Raw genomic sequence first — 20,754 nt, 5'->3', positions numbered from 1 at the left:
TATGAATCGTTTTAAAAAAATTAGTGTTCATGCCGTTTTTCTTGGCCTGAGCTTATTTTTGCATGCTTCTTTTGCTCAGGACGCAGTAAAGACCAATGGTGTTGCCGAAAGCAAGATTCGCAATATTGATGGTGTTGCCGCAGTTGTAAATACCGGTTTCGTGACGCGTAAAGAAATTGATTATCGAATTGCCGCGTTAAAAAAACAAGGCGTCAAGTTGCCCGAGGATGGATCAGTTAGAAAAGCCATTTTGGATCGACTGATTCTTGAAAAGATTCAGCTGCAAAACGCTGAACAAGAAGGAATCAAAGTTACTAATAAAGAGTTGGACAAAATTATTGGCGATATTGCGGCTAAGAACAGGTTAAGTTATGCCGAATTTAAAGCTAAAGTCATCGCATCGGGAAGTACATTCGAGCGCTATAAGCAGATGCTGCGGGATGACGTTATTGTTACGCGTTATCGCGAGCGTGAGATTGAGGCGAAGGTCAAGATATCTGATGCTGAAATAGATAACTTTATTGCTGAACGCACGAGAGCAATGACTGCGGGTGGCGCGCCTCGATCAGCGCCTGCCGCCAAAGGTGAACTAGAAGAAATCGATGTAGCCCAAATCTTTATACCAGTTGATGCTGGAGCGGAAGCCGGTGCGCAGGCTGATGTCAAAAAGAAAGCGGATATCTTGCTGCGAGATGCTCGAGGCGATGTGGATTTCTTGCAATTGGGTGCTATGGCAGCAAAAGAAAATCCTAAGATTAAATTTCAGGAGTTAGGCTATCGCACTCCCGATCGCTTGCCGCAATTATTTTATGAAGCGGTTCGAAATACCGGTAGTGGTCAAGTGGCTAATGCAGTTGTTAAAAGCCCTGCGGGCTACCATGTGTTGAAAGTGTTGGATCGCAGGGCGGCTGGCGCGGCTCCGCCCCATCAACAAGCCACAGCAGCAGATGCGGGTTCTTCTACTCCGCAAAACATACCCATTACTCAAACTTTGTCCAGTCATATTTTGCTGAGAAGTCGCGCTGGTTTAACCGACCAAGATGCGGAGAGACGTCTGCGAGGCTATCGTGCTCAGGTTCGAGCAAAAACCGCCGACTTCGCTGAGTTGGCTAAAAAATACTCTGAAGATGGTTCGGCTGCAAATGGTGGTGAGCTAGGCTGGATGAGTCCTGGAGACTTGGTTCCCGAATTTGAACAAGCCATGAATCGCCTGCAAATTGGTGAAGTTAGTAACCCCGTGAAATCTGAAGTTGGTTGGCATTTGATTCAAGTGCTGGATCGCCGCGAGGGTCAGCTTACCGTTGAGAAACAACGTCAATTTGCGCGTGCGGCTATTCGCGCAAGAAAGTTTGAACAAGCCTACCAAGAGTGGACGCGTGAGTTGCGCGATAACGCAACTGTCAAAATCCTGAACGTGGAAGATGCGGCAAGCAGCGCTCCTCGTTAATCGGGTAATAAGCACTGGCGAACCAGCCGGCATTGGTCCCGAGATTTCTCTTGCCGCCGCTGTAGAGTTTTTGCACGAGAAGTCCGATGCTCGAATCACCTTGTTGGGCAGTAATCAGTTATTGAGGCTACCTGGGGATTTGAGTCCAGAGTTATCTGATCGATTGCAAATTCAAGATGTTGAGCTTACGACGGCTTCAGTTCCGGGAGTTCTGAATTCTCAAAATGCTCAGTACGTCATTTATCTATTGAATCTGGCTATTGACGACTGCTTGCAAGGGCGCTTTGATGCCATAGTGACCGCCCCAATTCAAAAAAGCATTATTAATGATGCTGCCACGCCCTTTACTGGGCATACAGAATATCTAGCGCAGCGTTGTCATATTGCCCATGTGGTGATGATGTTGTGCGCGCAATTGCCTGCTGGCTTTCTAGGGCTTCCATCGCCAAGGGATTTGCGAGTGGCTTTAGTCACCACTCATCTTCCTTTAAAAGAGGTGCCACAAGCTCTTAGTACTGAGCTCATATTGGATACGATTCAAATCGTCAATCGAGATCTACGAGAAAAATTTGGAATTGAGAAGCCGATGATTCAAATGGCTGGTTTAAATCCTCATGCGGGCGCGTCTGGTTACTTGTGGCGTGAGGAGCTTGATATCATCTCACCGGCAATTGAAAGCGCCAGGAAGATGGGCATTCAGGTATCCCGTCATTACCCTGAGGATACGATGTTTGATGCTGAATCGATTGCTGAAGGTGACGCGTTTATTGCGATGTATCACGCTCAAGGTTTGGCGCCATTTAAATTCGTCACTGTTGGTAATGGCGTAAATGTCACTGGAGGCTTGCCAATCATTCGCACCTCTGTGGATCATGGAACTGCCTTAAATATCGCTGGTAAGGGCATGGCTGAATCCGGCAGAATGCTTGAAGCACTGCGTTTAGCCTATCAATTGGCTGTAAATAAAAGAAAGCAACATTAATACATGCATCGTGCACGCAAACGATTTGGACAAAACTTTTTGCAAGATAACGGAATTATTTATTCCATTGTTGCGCTCATTAACCCCAGCACAGATATGCACGTGATTGAGATTGGCCCTGGTTTAGGTGCGCTAACGCTACCTTTGTTAAGCAATCTGGATCATCTAGACTTGCTGGAAATTGACCGTGATTTAGTGGCCTTTTGGAATGAAAAAAATCTTAAGGGCTTGACCGTCATTGAGGGGGATGCTCTCAAGTTTGATTTCTTAGCATGGGCGCAGAGTCGTTCAGGTAAGCAGGGCTTATGTAAGGTGGTGGGAAATTTGCCCTATAACATTTTCTCGCCTTTATTGTTTCATTTGGTATCTGCCGCGACTGCAATTGATGAGCAAGTATTTATGTTGCAAGCCGAAGTAGTCGAAAGAATGGTTGCTAAGGCCGGCAGTTCAGATTTCAGCCGTCTCTCCGTGATGCTCCAAGCCCGCTACGATATGGAGCTGGTGTTGGAAGTTCCTCCGGGAGCCTTTGATCCTCAGCCCAAGGTGAATTCGGCTGTAGTACGAATGATTCCCAGAAGAGATTTCGCCTTGAATGATGCCCAGTGGATCGCTTTGGAAAAAGTAGTGGCGGCAGCTTTTTCCCAAAGAAGAAAAATGTTGCGTACTAATTTGCAAGCATTTGCGGATAGACTAAGCTTGACTGAGGTCGAGCTCAAGGCAAGAGCACAGGATATTTCAGTAGACCGTTATATCGAGTGGGCTACAGTTCTAGCCGCTTGAAAATTTACTTATAAGCGTCGGGATCAATCACACGCATTTCAGATTCGATCCAACCTTCTACTTCTTGTTGAAGTTGTTCTGCTGATTTGTTATCCGAGCTAATTGCGGGCCCAATTGAAAAAATGACAGTGCCCGGTTGTTTGATAAAACTATTTTTTGGCCAGCAGCGACCAGCGTTATGGGCAATTGGAATCACTAAGGCATTCGTCGCGCTTGCAAGACGTGCGCCACCCTTGCGGTATGGTTTAGTTTGTCCGGTCGGAGTCCTGGTGCCCTCGGGAAAGAGCATGATCCATTTGCCTTCGCTCAGACGTTTGCGGCCTTGGGTGGCTACTGAATGCGCTGCAGTTTGCTTATTGGAGCGATTAATGTGGATCATTTTGAGTAAGGCTAATGCCCAGCCAAAAAATGGGATCCAGAGCAACTCACGCTTAAAGACAAAACAAAGTTGCTTGGGCAATAATGCGATATAAGCAATGGTTTCGTAAGCGGATTGATGCTTGCTGAGAATAATGACGCGTTCGTTGATTGCCGCCTGCATATTTTCCATGCCACGGATCTCGTAATGAATGCCGCACAGTGGCTTTAATAAAGCGATCACGACTTTGTTCCAGAGTCCAATAAAGGTGTAGCGATTTTCAGGACTTAAAAACGGGAAAGCGATCATGCATAACACTGACCAGATTGGCGTGAAGATGATGAAAAATAAGGCAAAGAGGATCGAGCGAATCAATTTCATGCTGAAGCCTGATTGTCTAGAAGTGCATTTGCAAATGCCAAGAGATTGGCATGAATTTGCGTGCCATCAGGTAAGTTGCCTGTTACGAGCGTTTTTTCACCTTTACCGGTGAGCACTAAATGTGGGCTTGCTCCTAAAGCGATTCCAGCCTGGAGGTCACGTAATGAGTCTCCAACAATAGGCACTCCTATCAACGGCTTAGTGCTATCTACTTTCTTGTAGCGCAAAGCAATTTCTCTCATCAAACCTGGCGCTGGCTTGCGGCAATCGCATTGATGTGAATCTTGGTGAGGGCAGAAAAAGATGCTATCGATTCTCGCACCAAAAGGCTTCAGCAAGGCATCCATTTTGCTATGCATCGCATGCAATTCATTGATAGAGAAATAACCTCTCGAAAGGCTGGATTGATTAGTGGCAACAGCAATTTGATAGCCCGCTTGGTTCAATAAGGCAATCGCTTCCAGACTCCCGGGGATTGGCACCCATTCGTCGACCGACTTCACGTAATCATCGCGATCTTCGTTGATCACACCGTCGCGATCCAGAATGATTAATTTAGAAGAGCTGGTGCTCATGCTAATTTGCCGAGATCGGCAACGAGATTCATTTTCTGGTGAAGTTGTTGCAGGAGGGCTAAGCGGTTATCGCGTAGCTCAGGATTAGGGTCCATCACCATCACATCGGCAAAGAATTGATCAATTGGACCGCTTAAAGCTACGAGAGACTTTAAGAGCTCAACAAACTGACGTTTTTCATAGGCCGCAGTAAGAGCAGGAGTGACTGCTTCCAATGCCTGGTGTAAAGCAGCCTCTGCTGGAATTTGCAGCAATTTTGCTGAACAAGCCGCGGGAATAGCAGTAGTTGTTTTCTTGAGGATATTGCTAATGCGCTTATTGGCGGCCGCGAGTTGGGCGGCTTCTGCAAGGGCGTTAAATTCTCGCAAGGCAGTTAAGCGTTCGATTAAGTCGTTGATGTGTGCTGGATCTTGGCTGAGAACCGCGTCAATCTCGGCGCTGGTAAACGCTTTGCCAGCAACTGCTTGGTCACGCAAGTAAGCGCGTAAACGATCAATGATGAAGGCATAGGTATCGGCGGCCTTCGCTTTTTCTTGCACATCAGCTTGCGGAAACTGCGCACGAGCTAGTTCGATTAAGTCCGGCAAATTGAGTGAAAGATTTTTTTCTAAGAGCAAGCGGCAAATGCCAAGGGCGTGTCGACGTAAGGCATAAGGGTCTTTGTCGCCTGTTGGTGCCAGACCTACACCCCAAATACCAACCAAAGTCTCTAGTTTGTCGGCGATTGCCAGGATAGTTCCGGTTTGGGTTTGCGGTAATGTGTCACCAGCAAATCTGGGCATATAGTGTTCGCTGCACGCGCTAGCGATATCCGCGTTTTCGCCATCGTGCGTAGCGTAATAGCGACCCATAATTCCCTGGAGCTCGGGGAACTCACCAACCATATCAGTTAATAAATCTGTTTTCGCAATTTCAGCGGCACGGGAAGCTAATTTTTCATCCGCACCCAGTTTTTTGGCGATCCCAACTGCAAGTCCTTGAACGCGCTTAGTACGATCGAGCTGAGTACCTAGTTGGTTGTGATAAACCACCTTACCTAGATCGGGTGCGCGAGAAGCCAATGGACGTTTTTGGTCTTGCTGGAAGAAGAAGCGAGCATCTGATAGGCGGGGGCGTACAACGCGCTCGTTACCAGAGATGATGGCATCCGGCTTATTGGTTTCAATGTTAGAAACAATCAAAAAGCGATTCCGTAATTTGCCTTGCTTATCTGTCAATGCAAAATACTTTTGGTTGGTTTGCATTGTCAAAATCAAGCATTCTTGTGGTACTTCTAAAAACTCTTGATCAAAATGGCATTCATAAATAGCTGGCCATTCAACTAGCGCGGTTACTTCATCCAAAAGACTATCTGGCATCAAGACTAGGTCGTCGCCAGCTGCCTTCAATAGAGCAGTTTCAATTTGGGCACGACGTTGATTAAAGCTAGGAACAATCTTCGCTTTAGATTGCAGATCTGCTTCGTATTGATCCGCATGGGTCACTGTGACATTGCCGGGCGCCAGGAAGCGATGCCCTTCAGTTAAATTGCTGGCATGAATACCCAAGGCGCTGATATTGAGGATGGTGCCACCATGGAGCGCAATGATGCGGTGAGCGGGGCGTGCGAATTGCACATCCGCCAATTGATCATCCTTCTGTAGCACTTGGTAGTGCATCATTTTCGCAATTGGCAGCTTATTTAATGTTTGTTCAAGAGCGGCTTGAGCGGTTTGTTCAAGTGCAGCACCCTTGGCAATAACGTTTAGGTAGAGAGCTTCATTTTTGCCTTCGCCAGCTTTTTCTAAAGTAGCGAGATCCACATCGACATATCCAAGTACGCCTAATTTTTTTAGCAGGGGAGCTGTTGCTTTTCCTTCGGTATCAAATGCAATGCTAGTAGGCAGTAATTTTTCTCTCACAGGAAAGTCTGGCGCTTGATCCAAAACATTTGTTACTTGAACCGCTAGGCGACGTGGTGTAGCAAAACCTGTCGCTTTGGATGCGTCGGACGCTAAACCAGCTGACTTGAGAGCGGTAAAGATGCCTTCGCTAAATGCATCGCCTAAGCGGCGCAAAGACTTCGGGGGTAATTCTTCGGTAAATACTTCAATCAATAAAGTCGCTGATTGAGGTTTTGAATTGGATGTGCTCATAGATGGAATGCGGAAATCTCGATGTGCTTAAGCCTGGACTTTAGCTTGACGTTGACACATTGGGAAACCCAGTTTTTCTCTTGACTCAAAGTAGGCCTGGGCAACAGCGCGCGAGAGATTGCGAATGCGTCCGATGTAGGCTGCACGCTCCGTGACGGAGATGGCACCGCGGGCATCTAGTAAGTTAAAGGTATGCGCCGCCTTCAGGACCATTTCATAAGCTGGCAACGCCAGCGGAACTTCCATCAAGCGCTTAGCTTCACTCTCATAGTTGGTAAAGTTTGCAAAGAGTAAATCCGTATTGGAGTGTTCAAAGTTGTAGCAAGATTGCTCAACTTCGTTTTGATGGTAGACATCCCCGTAAGAGATGCCATCCGCCCACACCAAGTCATAAACATTAGAACAATTTTGGATATACATTGCCAAACGTTCGATACCGTATGTGATCTCGCCAAGAACAGGCTTGCAGTCTAGGCCGCCGACTTGTTGGAAGTAAGTGAACTGCGTCACTTCCATGCAGTTCACCCAAACTTCCCAGCCTAAACCCCAAGCGCTCAGAGTTGGGTTTTCCCAGTCATCTTCCACAAAGCGAACATCGTTTTCTTTGAGGTCGAGTCCTAATGCGGCGAGGGAGTCTAGATAGAGGTCCAGAATATTTTCGGGGGCGGGTTTGAGTACTACTTGATACTGATAGTAGTGTTGTAAGCGGTTTGGGTTCTCGCCGTAGCGACCATCTTTAGGTCTGCGTGACGGTTGAACATAAGCGGCTTTCCAAGGTTCTGGACCAATAGCGCGCAAGAAGGTTGCGGTATGGGATGTACCAGCGCCCACCTCGAGGTCGATAGGTTGCAATAGGGCACAACCTTGTTGGTCCCAATAATCTTGAAGTTTGAGAATGATTTGCTGAAAAGTAAGCATGATTAACCTGGCTAAGCCATTGATTTTACATGGCTAGAGCACTCCGGAGTTAAACATGCCTAAAAACGTCTATAGCGAATCAAGCCCAAGAGCATCAGCAGGCAAGAAACACCCAGAATAGGTAAATTGCCCCAAATAACGTAAGGCGTTTTTCCAGAATAGGGTTGAACTTGGGCGCTGAGGGTGGTCTGGGTAAATTCTGGAAGTGTTTGCAATACTTTGCCGTCAGAGCCTAAGACTGCCGTAATACCAGTATTGGTAGCACGTAAGACTGGAAGGCCGGTTTCTAATGAGCGAAGCTGGGAGAGTCTGAGTTGTTGACTCGAGGCCTGCGACTCTCCAAACCAAGCAAGATTAGTCATGTTGATGAGTAGGTTGACGGGCTTCTCACTCTGTCGAATGCGAGAGGCCAGCTCACCACCAAAGACATCTTCATAGCAAATCGTAATTGCCGCGTAAATATCCAATTGATCTCTACGCTGAATCGCAAATGGAGCTTGATCTAAGTTGCCTCTAGCGAAATCACTCATCGGTACATGAAAGGCTTTCACAAACCACTGGAAACCTGGAGGAATAAATTCTCCGAAAGGTACGAGGTGGGATTTGTCGTATTGATAGGGTGGCGCGTTGGGAGATAGTCCTGTAGCCCGATTGGAATACTGCATCCCATTTGCCCCGGACACCTCTCCAATTAAGCCTAGCAGAATATTGCTTTTGCTGCTGTTGGCAAAACCTTGCAAGTAATCCAATAAACCGATTGGCAAATTAGGTATTGGCCATGGAAATGCGGTTTCGGGAATGATGATGAGGTCAGCTGCTTGTTTCGTAATTTCAGCGGCATAAAAATCAATTTGCCGACCAATCGCTTGAGGATTGAATTTGAGACTTTGTTCAAAATTACCCTGAATCAATCGAACACTTATAGGCTCTCCAGTTGGCTTGGTAAATGTAAATATACCGGCAGACTGAGAGGTCGCAATGACTATTGCTATCAGAGCTACGCTCGAAGTGACATGCTTGCGCAGTTGATAGATTTCCCAAGATGTCCATACTGCGAGGAAGGTGCAGGCCAATCCACCGAAGAAAGGCGCTATTGGAGCGAAAGGGCCATTGAATTGGGTTTCAGCAAAGCCCATCCATGGACAGCCCGTAAAGATATAGCCGCGCAAGAATTCCGAAAGAACCCAGCTTGCTGCCAGAAATAGGCCAGTGCATCGATTCTTTTTAAGTAGGGGAATAGCCAGTGTGGCGCATGAAAAGTAAATGGCCACATAAGTCGAGAGTAGAAATACACCCATACACGCGAGTAGCGCATTCATGCCACCAACATCATGCAGGCTAATGTAAAGCCACCAGAGGCCTACAACAAAATAGCCGACTCCAAAACACAGACCTAAGGCAAATTGTTTTTTGAACGTGACGGGGGTGTGGGGGTCAAGGCGCCACCAGAGCAAACTTAAAATGGGGATCTGTATCCACCCACCATAAGGCAGCTCAGCAACGGTTGCGAGCACTGCGCCCAACACAAACAAAGTCAAGGCTGAAAATATTTTGATGCTCATGCTATGTTGATGTGGATGCCGATCAAACAAGATCAATCTCAATCGGATTTTTTATTGATTTGTCGCGCCAGCAAAATATGAATTTGTCTTGGGTCGGCGCGCTGCACTTCAAATTCAATGCGATCAATTGTAATAAGCTCACCGATCTTAGGAACGCGTCCTAAATGTTGGATCACCAAGCCAGCCACCGTCTCGATATCTTCTATTTCGAAGTGAGTGCCCAGTGTTTTGTTGAATTGCTCAAGCTCTGTAATGCCTTTAACGCGAATATCGCCATTGTCTAAAGCGATGAGGTTATCCGCTTCTTCATCAACATCATGCTCATCCTCAATATCGCCAACGATTTGCTCTAGCACATCCTCGATCGTAATGATTCCCGCAACACCGCTGTACTCGTCAACCACAATCGCTAGATGATTGCGATTGTCTTTAAGGTCGCGCAATAAGACGCTAAGACGCTTAGATTCTGGAATAAAAACCGCTGGACGTAGCCAATCTCGCACTTGAAAATCTTTTTCAGTAGCGTGACGTAGTAAATCCTTGGCCAGCAAAATACCGATTACATTATCTCGATTGCCTTCAAAGACAGGAAAGCGTGAGTGCGCTGCTTCGATTACGTGCTTAATGATTTCAGGAAGGGGTTGACTGATATCGATCCAATCAATTTGGGCGCGAGGAACTAAGATGTCACGCGCGCACAAGCGCCCTACTTGAAAAACACCCTCAATCATTGACAAAGCATCTGCATCGATTAGCCACTCGGCCTGGGCTGCTCGTAGGGTGTCAATGAGCTTTAGTCGGCGTTTGCTGGGTTCGGTTGGCTGAGGGGTTAAAAAATCAGCCAAGCGATCTAAAAGGGATTTACTGGGGTCAGGCATATAACGCTTAGAAATAAGACAAATCATTTGTAAGGGTTAGCAAAGCCCATTTTTTGGAGAATTTGGATTTCCAATGCCTCCATCTTTTTGGCGTCCTTGCTGACTTCATGATCGTAGCCTTGTGCATGAAGGCAGGCGTGCACAATTAAATGCGCTAGATGGGCCTCGAGCGGCTTACCTTGCGCTTTTGCTTCTCTTCGTATCACTGGGAGACAAAAAATCACGTCCGCCACTAAAGTATTTTTTGAGAGCTCGTAAGGAAAGGTTAATACATTGGTAGCGTAATCTTTTTTACGAAAAGCCAAGTGCAATTTTTTACCTTCTGCGGCATTGACAAAGCGCAGCGTCATTTGACCGCTAAGTGGTGTCACGTTTTTCACCCATCTTTTTATCGGGGTGGCTGAGGCGATATTGCCAATCGCCGCTTCAATTGCGGGGCTAGCGTACTGTAGATCTATTGCCAGCTTTGATGGAGTTATTGTCTTAATGAGTGGCATGCGCTTCTGCTAATTCACCTCTGAGGGTGTAGTTTAGGACTTCGGTAATGCGAATATCCACCATCTGACCGATCAACTTCTCAATATCTTGATCGGGTGCTGTGAAATGAATGACGCGATTGTTCTCGGCGCGTCCTTGTAGGTTAGTGCCATCCTTGGCAAGACCTTCAATCAGCACCCTTTCAATATTGCCCATCATCTTTTGACTGATTTGATTTGCTTGGCCTTCAACCAGCGCGAGTAAGGTTTGTAAACGCTTGAGTTTGACTTCATAAGGCGTGTCATCATGCAGATTGGCAGCTGGCGTTCCTGGGCGTGGACTGAAGATGAAGCAAAAGCTGTTATCGAAATTGAGTTCTGCCACCATCTTTAACAACTTCTCAAAGTCAGCTTCTGTTTCGCCTGGAAAGCCCACAATAAAGTCGCTTGATAGTGTGAGGTCAGGGCGAACAGCTCTCATTTTGCGAATAATGCTCTTGAATTCCAATGCTGTGTAGCCACGCTTCATTGCTGACAACATGGCATCTGAGCCGTGCTGCACGGGGAGGTGTAAGTGGTTCACTAGCTTGGGTACTTTAGCGTAGACATCAATGAGTCTTTGCGTGAAGTCTTTTGGATGACTGGTGGTAAATCGAATGCGCTCAACCCCTGGAATTTCAGCGATATATTCAATCAACAGCGCAAAGTCAGCTATCTCATCAGTGTTGCCCATCTTCCCTAAATAAGCGTTGACGTTTTGACCGAGAAGAACAATTTCTTTTACGCCTTTGCTGGCAAGTCCAGCCACTTCCGTCAGTACGTCATCAAATGGTCTTGAGACTTCTTCACCACGGGTATAGGGCACTACACAGTAGCTGCAATATTTGGAGCAGCCTTCCATGATTGAGGCGTATGCCGAACCACGAGTTTGGCGTGATGCGGGAAGGTGGTCAAATTTTTCAATTTCAGGAAAGGAGATATCTACTTGCGATACGCCTGTTTTGCGGCGCTCAGCAATCAGGTCCGAGAGGCGATGCAATGTTTGCGGCCCAAAGACAACATCCACATAAGGCGCGCGACTCACAATTTGTTGGCCCTCTTGGCTGGCAACGCAGCCGCCAACACCAATCAGTAGATTGGGCTTAGTTTTTTTGAGTTCACGAAGTCGACCTAAATCTGAGAAGACTTTGTCTTCGGCTTTTTCTCGAATAGAGCAGGTGTTGAGAAGTACTACGTCAGCATCTTCTGGGCGATCTGTCATGACCATGCCTTCATCGGCATGCAAGAGGTCGGCCATCTTGCCCGAGTCGTACTCGTTCATTTGACAGCCGAAGGTTTTGATATAGAGCTTTTTCATATGCCGTTCTCAGGTTTATAGCTGGGGGCGAAGCTCAGATTTTACCGCTGAAGTCCGATAAAGATCTCAGAGGAGTCCATATGCCAAGATGGCGACGAATGTGGGCGGAAGGGCAGCTAGTAACAAATAGAGGGCGGATACTGCGCCATTTGGAAAATGCTGTCGCAAGATGGCGATCCCTGCTGGGTTGGGCGCATTGGCGATGACGGTTAAACCACCGCCCGCTACCGCACCACCTACCAAAGCCAATTTGAACTCTGGTGAAGTGCCGGTAACCAAGGAGCCTAAGTAGGTGAGAGCGGCATTATCGGTTAATGCGGTGAGAGCAAGACTGCCATAAAAGACAGCGGTAGGGCTCATCATTTCGAGAATAGGTTTTAGCCACCAACCTTGCAAAGCGCCCAATACCACTAAGCCACCTAAAAAGAAGCCAACCAGTAGCGCCTCTTTCAGAACCAGAGGGGTTTGGTGTTTTGGGTAAGCCGTGGTGTATCCGATAAAGAAAAGCAAAATCCACATAAAAATGATTGGATCGTGCGCAAACACAACTACTCCAGCCAAAAAAAGTAAGTGCATCAAAATAACAGTTAGAGGCACGCGAGCTTCTTTTTTATCGGTATTTGGCTCAATGAGTTGGCGATGAAACAAAAGCGTGGCCGCGAGCGCATTAATAAAAATCGCAATGCAAGACTTTAGGCCAAAATTAGTAAACATAAATGCAGAGCCCCACTCCCAAGTGGACGCCACCATTAAAACTGGCGGTGCCGCAAAGTTGGTTAGTGTTCCGCCGATCGAGATATTGACAAAGAGCACTCCAAGAGTTCCAAACAGAAGCGCTTTAGAGCATTTGTGGCGATAAACCAAGTCGCGCAGCAAAAAGGCCGCTAAGGTCATGGCGGCAGGCTCTGTGATGAATGAGCCTAGGAGCGGCGTGGCTCCAAGCGTTAGAAAATATAAGACCGGAGCACTGCGGATACGGAGTGCCGATTGCAGTGCATGGGCTAGCAAATGCAAAATTTGGGTGGAAATATACAGAATGGGTTTTGTGCCAGCCACAATCATGATGGCAAAAACAAAGAGTGGTTCAGTGAAATTACGTTTGTTTAAAAAGTCTTTGGCAGTATTCAAATCCACGTAGAGGGAAATAAAAATAACCAAGATAGCGGCCCAAAAACCAAAAACAATTTCGACTTCACCAAGAAGATGCCAGAGACCAGCATGTCGTGGAGATTTTTTGGCAAGTGCTTCAAAATAACCAGTACAAAAAGTGTGTAAAACTGCGATTGCAAAAATAGCGCTTGCGCCAAGTTCGATAGGGGTAAAGCTCATAGCAGAATGGTAGCAGGTGCTTGGCAAGAATGAGGCATGATTAATGTAGGAGATTTTGTTGAAATTAAAGATTGGATATCAAGAGCTTATTCAGAGCGCTATGTCTGAAATCGAGACGCTTCCCTTAGAAAATGCTCAGCAATTATTGGCGGACCCGAATGTCGTGTTTTTGGATATTCGTGACATTCGTGCATTAGAGCGGGAGGGGATGATCCCAAACGCGTTTCACGCCCCTAGAGGGATGTTGGAGTTCTGGGTTGATCCTGATAGCTCGTATTACAAGCCAATTTTTGGCGAAGGCAAGCGTTTAGTGTTGTATTGCGCTTCAGCCTGGCGGTCGGCTTTATCGACCCAGCAATTACCGAGAATGGGCGTTCCAAATATATGTCATTTAGAATGCGGTTTTAGCGGATGGAAGAAAGCGCAGTTACCAACCATAGAAAAAGCAAGTAAACCCGATTCCGGTTAAAGTCGGCTTAAATGATGTTCCAACATTATTAGTAATTTATTGGGGATCTTTATGAGAAAAGTAATCTCACAATTTGGCGAAGGCCCGCTTCAGCAGAAATTAAGCACGGGAGATATTCATTTTTTATCAGATGCGGAAATTGCTAAGGGGGGTTCTGGAACTGGGCCAAGTCCTCATGAGTATCTTGGTGCTGCCTTAGCGGCCTGTACATCGATGACTTTAAAAATGTATGCCGGTCGCAAGTCTATGAATTTAGAGAATGCGATTGTGACGGTGGATATCGACCGCGTAGGTGATGTAGAAACATTTTCTCGCGAGATTGAATTGCTGGGAAATTTAACCGCGGAAGAGAAAGAGCGCTTGCTGGAGATCGCAAATAAATGCCCGATTCATAAAGCACTAGTAGGACAGATCCAAATAAAAAACCCAGCTGGTAAGTTAATACGAGCTGGGTTCGGTATTGCGTCACTGGTCTGGAGCGACCAGTGTTTAAAGCTTAGTTAGGCTGATTATTTTTGCCAGCGTTGTAGTTAGCACCTTCATTTTTCTTGTAAGCATCATAAGCGTAGCCGGATGCCGAGCCAACTGCCGCGCCGCCCACAACACCACAAATTGGGTTGCCGTGGAAGATGGCTGTGCCTACGCCGCCCACAACTCCGCCAATAGATGCGCCTGATAATGTGCGTTGTTCAGTATTGCTCATACCAGAGCAACCAGTAATAGCTACAGCTGCTGCTGTCATTGCGATAATTTTTTCATATCGACTGATCCTTAAAAAATATTGAATTGGCAAAGGGTTGTGGATTACTTTTTGCCGCAAGGAAAGCGGTTGGCCAAAAATCCTAAGAAAACACCTGCAGCAGGTTTATCGGTAGTTTGTGGATTTTCTCCAGCCCATTTAACAAAATCTGCGATCACGGCGTCACGTTGTGGAGCAGGTTGTTTTACGCAGATAAAAGGCTTCGCGCGTTGCGGGTGACGAGTCATTCAATAAGTATCGTAGACGCTGGTGGTGTAGCCAACACAGAAACTACGTGATTCTGGGCTTGCCGGCAGTTTGCAAACGTTTACAAGCTCTTGTGCGCTCAGTACTTGAATTTTTTATTCGGCTTGCGCTAAGCCAGAAAAAGCGCCGATAGCGGCCAAAATAACCAGGACTTTTTTTCATGGGTTCTCCCTTAAGTGTGTTTAAAACCATAATAAATAGGCTCTTTTATGCACTAAATAAGTGCAATCTGAGCTGACGGTAGGTTTTGCATTCCCCATAATGAGGCAAAAAATTAGAGGGGAAATTTCATTGAAACTTTGAAATCCGGCAGTGATGCTTTATTTATTTTGCTCGGCGCCATCATGGTTCCTGCTATGCATGCGGGATTTGCGTTCTTAGAGCTAGGAACCGTGCGTGAGAAAAACCAAGGAAATGCTTTGGTCAAAATTTTGGTCGACTTCGCAATTTCAACCATTGCATATTTTTTTTATTGTCTACAGCATTGCGTATGGCGTGAATTTTTTCTCTGGCGCGGAGTTTCTGGCCGAGAAGAACGGTTATGAGGTAGTGAAGTTTTTCTTCTTGCTTACCTTTGCCGCGGCAATCCCCGCCATTATTTCAGGCGGCACTGCGGAGCGCGCTAAATTTAATCCGAAGCTCATCGCTACTTTTGTATTGGTGGGTTTTGTATACCCCCTCTTTGAAGGCATTGCCTGGAATGAACACTTTGGCATTCAGGCTTGGATAAAAGGTTTGACTGGTGAAGAGTGTCATGACTTTGCCGGATCGGTGGTAGTGCATGCGGTGGGTGGTTGGATTGCTTTGTCTACCGTGATTCTTTTAGGCGCGCGTCGTGGTCGCTATACAAAAGAAGGTCGCATTTCTGCGCATTCGCCATCAAGCACGCCTTTCTTGGCTTTGGGCGTCTGGATTTTGGCGGTAGGTTTGTTTGGTTTTAATGTGATGAGCGCGCAGACGATCGACAAGATTAGTGGTTTAGTGGCGATGAATTCTTTGATGGCAATGGTAGGTGGCACCTTAGCTGCTTGGGTGGTTGGTCGTAACGATCCTGGCTTTACCTATAGCGGCCCCATTGCTGGCTTAGTTGCAGTGTGTGCTGGTTCGGACTTAATGCATCCACTTGGCGCTTTGTTTGTTGGATTGGTTGCTGGTGGTTTGTTTGTGTATATGTTCACCTTGGCGCAGAACCGCTGGAAACTGGACGATGTTCTTGGTGTTTGGCCGCTGCACGGCTTGTGCGGTTTGTGGGGTGGTTTGGCTGCCGGTATTTTTGGCACCAAAGCGTTTGGCGGTATCGGCGGAATTACTTTTACAGGCCAACTCATTGGGAGCGCAATGGGTGTTGGCATAGCCTTAGTCGTCGGTTTTGTGGTCTACGGCTCCCTGAAGGCTCTCTTGGGTATTCGGATGTCTCAAGAAGAGGAATTTGAGGGCGCTGATTTAAGCGTGCATCGCATCTCTTCCACACCGGATCGCGAGCCAAACTGGTAATTCTCGGCAGGAGGCTTACCGTTCATCTATAGCCAGATTCATACCTATAATGAGTCATAGCTATATTTGAACTAGACGGAAATGCCCATCATTTAGCGGGCGGCGCTTGGGTTGCCGAGAGCGCGGAAGTGATCGGCTAAGTAGAGCTCTACCAAGATGTGAGCATTTGGCCAAAGGTGGTTGTCCGTGGCGATAACGACCTTATTCAAAGCGGTGAAGGTAGCAATGTGCAAGATGCATCAGTTTTGCACGCTGACCCCGGTTACCCACTCATCATTGGCAAGCATGTCACCGTTGGCCATCAAGTGATGTTGCACGGTTGCCAGATTGGCGATGGCAGTTTGATCGGCATAGGCGCGGTTGTGTTGAACGGCGCCAAGCTTGGCAAAAACTGCTTAGTGGGCGCGGGCGCTCTAAGTTACCGAAGGCAAAGAATTTCCCGATGGTGCCATGATTTTTGGAGCACCCGCTAAAGCCGTGAAAGAGCTGACTGCGGAACAAATAGCGGGCATTCATGACATTGCGGGGCGCTATGTTAAGACATTGAAAAAAATTTCCTAATCTTCTACTTTCTCCCGTTAAATATTTTGCTCTACGTATTTAATGTAGTCCTGCCAGTTTTTTTGTTGATCCTGATTGGGTATGTTGGTGGGCGTGCGGGCAAGTTGGGTGTGAATTCCTCCATCGAGTTAAATCGTTTTGTCGTTTGGATGGCTCTAGCGGCTCAGCTCTTTAACTTTGCCGCCAATAGTGGCTGGCAAACGCTGTGGCAGCCTGGCTTTATAACCGCATTTTTCCTGAGTTGTTTAATTGTTTTTGCCTTAGTGCTCCTGGTTATCTGGATACGTTATCGAGACTTGACGGCAGCCAGCTTTGATGGTTTGAGTGCCTCTTATTCAAATACGGGATATATGGGCATTCCATTGTGTGTTCTCGCTCTTGGTCAGGATGGGTTGGCGCCAGCCATTATTTCTACCTTCATTGTTTTGGTGATGTTTGCACTGACAACAGTTTTCATTGAGATTGGCATCTTGTCGCACAAGAAGACTCATGAGATAGCGCTGAGCGTGATCAAGTCTTTGTGTACCAATCCATTGTTTATCGCCCCAGTCGCTGGTTTGATGTGGGCTTCCAGTGGATTGACTTTGTATGACCCGATCGCGCAAGTCATCACATTTTTAGCTGTCGCTGCTACGCCATGTGCTTTGGTTTCAATCGGCTTATTTCTCATGCAAAAAAGTGCTGCTAATCCAAGCAGAGCTTGGACCATTAGTTTGGCAAAGTTAATTCTTCAGCCTTTAATCGCTTGGATCATTCCCGGTCCTATCCTGGGTTTGTCTGAGCTATGGATTAGCGCAATCATTATTTTGAGCGCACTTCCCACAGGCACAGGACCGTTTATGTTGGCTCAGTATTACAAGGCAGATGGGAGCGTCATGTCTAGGGTAGTACTCATTACAACCGTGAGTTCTTTATTAACCCTCTCATTATTTCGGTGGTGGAGCAGTAGGGTTTAAACCTTCCGCATCCATTTGTTTTTCCCAGGATGCATCGATGAAGGCGGGTAATTTCATGCACTTATCAAAGATGCGCATTAGGGTGGGGTAGCTTCCTACGTCAACCTGTGAGCTTAGGGCATTAAATATCTGAGGCACCAAGCAAACATCGATCAAACCTGGCCCATCGCCATAAGCAAATCTTCCGACTCTGGAATCTTTGCTTAATTGTTTTTCAATACTTTCTAGTCCTACTTGGATCCAATGTCGGTACCACTCATCTTTGGCTTCATTGCTGATGTCAAGTTTTTTAATGAGATAGCGTAGTACGCGTAAGTTATTAATGGAGTGAATGTCGTTCGTGATATCCATGGCGAGAGAGCGTACCCAAGCGCGATCGATAGCCAATTTCGGCAGTAGTGCAGGCTCTGCTTGCGTGTCTTTAAGATATTCAATAATCGCGAGTGATTGGTGAATACTTTTTTCGCCTATCTCTAATAGGGGTACTAGGCGATTGGGGTTTTGATGGCCATATACCTCACCCATTTGCTCGCCACCATTTTTGCTGAGATGCACTGGGATTGTCTCGTAATCCATGCCTTCCAGGTTGAGGACAATACGCACGCGAAATGCGGCTGAGCTACGCCAAACGCTATAAAGCTTGGGGGCCATATCAACACCTTATTTGAACTCGTGGCTAACAGTATATTGAGGAAGGATATTTCCGTCTGCGCGCTTGCAAAGTGCTTTAGACTCTTTGCTATGGAAGAGATTAATTTTTGGATTGGCATCATCGCGACTATGGCCTTTGCCGTGACTGGCATACTTGCGATTGCGGATCGTGGCGTTGATCTCTTTGGTGTTTTAGTTCTTGGGCTCATTACCGCTATCGGCGGCGGTACTATTCGTGACATTATTTTGGAAGCCCCCGTTTTCTGGTCTGAGAATCAAATGTATGTTTGGCTTGCTTTAGATGCTAGCGCACTTACTTTCTTTGCAGAATCATTTTTCACTCAGCCACAAATTTATCGTTGGATGCTGTATATCGATGGTTTTGGTGCGGCGCTATTTGCGATTCAGGGCGCAGATAAAGCTTGGAATATGGATTTTGGATTACCTGTCGCGCCAGTGATCTTGGGCGTTGTTACTGCGATAGGCGGTGGGTTGCTGCGCGATGTTCTGGCAGGCAGAAAAACCTTACTCATGTCACATGAGCTTTATGCAATTCCCGTCACTCTGGGTTGCTGCGCTTATGCTCTAGTGCTGAATTTTCTTCCTCAATATGTAGTCGAGGGTTCAGTAATTTGTATGTTTGGAATATTTGGGTTACGCGCAGCCGCTATTTACTGGGATCTGCGCGTGCCCAAAATGTTTATTACTAAAACGCGCTAACTGCGCCATCGCTGCGGGGATCCCATCCACCTCGCAATGTGCCAGATGGGTCGCGAATGATGCACCCCGCATGTCCCACAGTTGCGTCAAACGCATCGAGCATTTCTATCTCATGGCCTAGGGCATGTAATTCCTTCGCTACCCAAGGGATAAAGCGAGACTCTAGCTTTAGGCTATCGCTTCTTTGACCCCCAGTGCGACCGCGCAACCAGCGCGGACGACTAATCGCATCCTGCGGATCGAGGCCATAAGTAGCAGTGCGGGTAAAGACGGCGCATTGTGTTTGAGGTGGCCCATCGCCACCCATCGTGCCATACACCATTGAGCGACCATCTTTGAATAAAGCCATTGCTGGATTGAGTGTGTGAAATGGTTTTCGGTAAGGCTCAAGGTGATTGAGTGTGTTGGGATCAATAGAAAAACTGCAGCCTCGGTTTTGCCAATTCACACCAGATTTTGGGAGAACAATACCCGCGCCAAACTCGTGATCAATACTTTGAATGAAGGCAACGCAATTGCCATCCCCATCAATTACACCCCTCCAGATAGTGTCAGCCGGCCCTTTGCCTTGACCCCACGGCAACGCTTTATGCGGATCAATATTTTTGGCAAGTTTTTTCAAAAATGCAGGCGACAAAAAAGATTGCGCATTCTTAGTCATCTACGAGGGATCTGTCACAGACTGATCTCGAATCTGAAACGCTTGCTTAGTTGCTTCAACACATTGATGCACATATTTGGTGCTATCGACCTTAAAGCGTTTTAAATTCAATTGATCCAAGATGCCAATAATCATGAGGGAAACAACACCCTGTGTTGGTGGGGTCATGTTGTAGACCGTACCTAGACTATGTTTAAGCTCCAAAGGGTCAATGCGTTTTGCATGGTGACGCTGTAAGTCATCTAAGCGCAGAGGGCTGCCCATATCCGTTAATTCTTTTGCTAGCAATTGCGCAAGATCACCGCGGTAATAATCATCCGTACCCTTGCTGGCGATTTGTCGCAGGGTTTTGGCGAGACGCTCCTGTTTAAAGATGCTCCCTAAAGCTGGCGCTTTGCCATTCACGAGAAAAGTTTTGGCGAACCCAGAGGTGGGACTGAGCTCCTCACGTTTTTTGGCTGTCAGACTGGACTGACTATAGGTAACAGATACACCTGCTTCCGCATAATGAATCGTATCAGCCAATAGGCGAGCAAGAGGAATCTTTCCGCCAAGGCCTTGCTTAGAAAGTTTATGAGCAGCACCCCAACCTGAAATCGTGCCGGCAACTGTGTTGGCCGCAACTGCGCTGCGAAAAAGAATGTCTTTAGTAATGCCGCGCTCCGCATACCACTGCTTAGTGGCTAGGCCTGCAGCAGCGCCACAAGCATCAATACCTCCAATGGCCTTACCAGGAGAGTGCACCACCCAGAAAGAGTCGCCACCAATGGAATTCATATGTGGGTAGACCACAGCGATGGTTGCGGCAGCCGCGATCATGCCCTCTAATGCGTTGCCGCCCTCACGCAGTACCGCTAGCGCTGATTCAGCAGCAAGGGAATGGGGAGCCACCGTCATTCCTCGAATCCCCCATTTTTGTTGCATGGTTATTTGTCTCTAAATATGTATATATCGCTCAAAGCGTCTCTTACTCTCGGTTAAGTATTAGACGCTAAGCTAATGTTTGTTGTGTAATTGCCTGTAGTTTCCTGATTTCTCGGGAAAACCCCGATCCTATT

At 47.0% G+C, this 20,754-nt stretch carries 19 protein-coding genes and 3 pseudogenes; 9 read left to right on the top strand and 13 right to left on the bottom strand.

Annotation, left to right across the window (positions count from 1 at the left end):
* Position 1: 1 nt before the first annotated feature.
* Genes DXE35_RS07900 through rsmA form a run of 3 tightly spaced genes read left to right on the top strand, consistent with a single transcriptional unit; the run spans position 2 to position 3,209 of the window.
* Complete coding sequence (locus DXE35_RS07900; protein ID WP_231970100.1) at positions 2–1,447, top strand: peptidylprolyl isomerase; 1,446 nt, start codon at positions 2–4, stop codon at positions 1,445–1,447.
* Positions 1,422–2,429: a 4-hydroxythreonine-4-phosphate dehydrogenase PdxA gene (pdxA, locus tag DXE35_RS07895; protein ID WP_114690140.1), complete on the top strand. Its 1,008-nt coding sequence runs from the start codon at positions 1,422–1,424 to the stop codon at positions 2,427–2,429. The genes DXE35_RS07900 and pdxA overlap by 26 nt, the downstream gene beginning before the upstream one ends.
* A 3-nt stretch (positions 2,430–2,432) precedes the next feature.
* The gene (rsmA, locus tag DXE35_RS07890; RefSeq protein ID WP_114690139.1) at positions 2,433–3,209 is read left to right on the top strand and encodes a 16S rRNA (adenine(1518)-N(6)/adenine(1519)-N(6))-dimethyltransferase RsmA; all 777 of its coding nucleotides are present in this window, start codon (positions 2,433–2,435) and stop codon (positions 3,207–3,209) included.
* A gap of 4 nt (positions 3,210–3,213) precedes the next feature.
* Here the strand turns inward: rsmA and DXE35_RS07885 are convergent, their stop codons facing one another.
* The 9 genes from DXE35_RS07885 to DXE35_RS07845 form a co-directional block, all read right to left on the bottom strand.
* Positions 3,214–3,948, bottom strand: coding sequence for a lysophospholipid acyltransferase family protein (locus DXE35_RS07885; protein WP_114690138.1), 735 nt, complete (start codon positions 3,946–3,948; stop codon positions 3,214–3,216).
* Complete coding sequence (gene gmhB, locus DXE35_RS07880; RefSeq protein WP_114690137.1) at positions 3,945–4,523, bottom strand: D-glycero-beta-D-manno-heptose 1,7-bisphosphate 7-phosphatase; 579 nt, start codon at positions 4,521–4,523, stop codon at positions 3,945–3,947. The genes DXE35_RS07885 and gmhB overlap by 4 nt, the downstream gene beginning before the upstream one ends.
* A complete protein-coding gene (gene glyS, locus DXE35_RS07875) occupies positions 4,520–6,658 on the bottom strand; it encodes a glycine--tRNA ligase subunit beta (protein ID WP_114690136.1) in 2,139 nt (712 codons plus the stop codon). Before glyS ends, gmhB begins: the two co-directional genes overlap by 4 nt.
* A 27-nt stretch (positions 6,659–6,685) precedes the next feature.
* The gene (gene glyQ / locus DXE35_RS07870) at positions 6,686–7,576 is read right to left on the bottom strand and encodes a glycine--tRNA ligase subunit alpha (protein WP_114690135.1); all 891 of its coding nucleotides are present in this window, start codon (positions 7,574–7,576) and stop codon (positions 6,686–6,688) included.
* A gap of 59 nt (positions 7,577–7,635) precedes the next feature.
* Positions 7,636–9,138, bottom strand: a complete 1,503-nt coding sequence (gene lnt, locus DXE35_RS07865; RefSeq protein WP_114690420.1) for an apolipoprotein N-acyltransferase — start codon at positions 9,136–9,138, stop codon at positions 7,636–7,638.
* Positions 9,139–9,176: 38 nt separating this feature from the next.
* On the bottom strand, positions 9,177–10,016 hold the full coding sequence (locus tag DXE35_RS07860) for an HlyC/CorC family transporter (protein ID WP_114690419.1): 840 nt from the start codon (positions 10,014–10,016) through the stop codon (positions 9,177–9,179).
* Between the two features lie 23 nt (positions 10,017–10,039).
* A complete protein-coding gene (gene ybeY, locus DXE35_RS07855) occupies positions 10,040–10,513 on the bottom strand; it encodes an rRNA maturation RNase YbeY (RefSeq protein ID WP_114690134.1) in 474 nt (157 codons plus the stop codon).
* Complete coding sequence (miaB, locus tag DXE35_RS07850) at positions 10,500–11,849, bottom strand: tRNA (N6-isopentenyl adenosine(37)-C2)-methylthiotransferase MiaB (protein ID WP_114690133.1); 1,350 nt, start codon at positions 11,847–11,849, stop codon at positions 10,500–10,502. The genes ybeY and miaB overlap by 14 nt, the downstream gene beginning before the upstream one ends.
* Positions 11,850–11,915: 66 nt before the next feature.
* Positions 11,916–13,178, bottom strand: coding sequence for a putative Na+/H+ antiporter (locus tag DXE35_RS07845; RefSeq protein ID WP_114690132.1), 1,263 nt, complete (start codon positions 13,176–13,178; stop codon positions 11,916–11,918).
* A gap of 58 nt (positions 13,179–13,236) precedes the next feature.
* Between DXE35_RS07845 and DXE35_RS07840 the strand changes: the two genes are divergently transcribed.
* Together DXE35_RS07840 and DXE35_RS07835 are read left to right on the top strand one after the other, a co-directional pair.
* Entirely contained in the window at positions 13,237–13,647 is a 411-nt protein-coding gene (locus DXE35_RS07840) for a rhodanese-like domain-containing protein (protein ID WP_114690418.1), read from the top strand.
* Positions 13,648–13,698: 51 nt separating this feature from the next.
* The gene (locus tag DXE35_RS07835; RefSeq protein WP_114690131.1) at positions 13,699–14,151 is read left to right on the top strand and encodes an OsmC family protein; all 453 of its coding nucleotides are present in this window, start codon (positions 13,699–13,701) and stop codon (positions 14,149–14,151) included.
* On the opposite strand, the gene DXE35_RS07830 is transcribed toward DXE35_RS07835, so the two are convergent.
* Together DXE35_RS07830 and DXE35_RS09865 are read right to left on the bottom strand one after the other, a co-directional pair.
* Complete coding sequence (locus DXE35_RS07830) at positions 14,144–14,389, bottom strand: glycine zipper domain-containing protein (RefSeq protein WP_231970099.1); 246 nt, start codon at positions 14,387–14,389, stop codon at positions 14,144–14,146. The two genes, DXE35_RS07835 and DXE35_RS07830, sit on opposite strands and share 8 nt — an antisense overlap.
* 62 nt (positions 14,390–14,451) lie before the next feature.
* Positions 14,452–14,634 carry a Rap1a/Tai family immunity protein gene (locus tag DXE35_RS09865; protein ID WP_197714025.1) on the bottom strand — a complete coding sequence of 61 codons (183 nt, stop codon included), beginning with the start codon at positions 14,632–14,634 and terminating at the stop codon, positions 14,452–14,454.
* Positions 14,635–14,997: 363 nt separating this feature from the next.
* Here DXE35_RS09865 and DXE35_RS07820 point away from each other — a divergent pair.
* From DXE35_RS07820 to DXE35_RS07810, 3 genes and pseudogenes are all read left to right on the top strand, one after another.
* Positions 14,998–16,147, top strand: a pseudogene (locus tag DXE35_RS07820) (ammonium transporter).
* 56 nt (positions 16,148–16,203) lie between these two features.
* Positions 16,204–16,708: pseudogene (locus tag DXE35_RS07815) on the top strand (gamma carbonic anhydrase family protein).
* A 62-nt stretch (positions 16,709–16,770) separates the two neighbouring features.
* Positions 16,771–17,664: an AEC family transporter gene (locus tag DXE35_RS07810; RefSeq protein ID WP_197714024.1), complete on the top strand. Its 894-nt coding sequence runs from the start codon at positions 16,771–16,773 to the stop codon at positions 17,662–17,664.
* Here the strand turns inward: DXE35_RS07810 and maiA are convergent.
* A complete protein-coding gene (gene maiA / locus DXE35_RS07805; protein ID WP_114690129.1) occupies positions 17,635–18,315 on the bottom strand; it encodes a maleylacetoacetate isomerase in 681 nt (226 codons plus the stop codon). The genes DXE35_RS07810 and maiA overlap by 30 nt on opposite strands.
* A gap of 90 nt (positions 18,316–18,405) precedes the next feature.
* On the opposite strand from maiA, the gene DXE35_RS07800 reads away from it, so the two are divergent.
* Positions 18,406–19,035, top strand: coding sequence for a trimeric intracellular cation channel family protein (locus DXE35_RS07800; RefSeq protein WP_114690128.1), 630 nt, complete (start codon positions 18,406–18,408; stop codon positions 19,033–19,035).
* On the opposite strand, the pseudogene DXE35_RS07795 reads toward DXE35_RS07800, so the two are convergent.
* Positions 19,022–20,620 (bottom strand): annotated as a pseudogene (locus DXE35_RS07795) (gamma-glutamyltransferase family protein). The gene DXE35_RS07800 and the pseudogene DXE35_RS07795 sit on opposite strands and share 14 nt — an antisense overlap.
* Between the last annotated feature and the right edge of the window lie 134 nt (positions 20,621–20,754).

It is taken from the genome of Polynucleobacter necessarius (assembly GCF_900095215.1).
In the GTDB taxonomy this organism is placed as follows: domain Bacteria; phylum Pseudomonadota; class Gammaproteobacteria; order Burkholderiales; family Burkholderiaceae; genus Polynucleobacter; species Polynucleobacter necessarius_H.
This window is presented reverse-complemented; position numbering and strand designations above follow the sequence as displayed.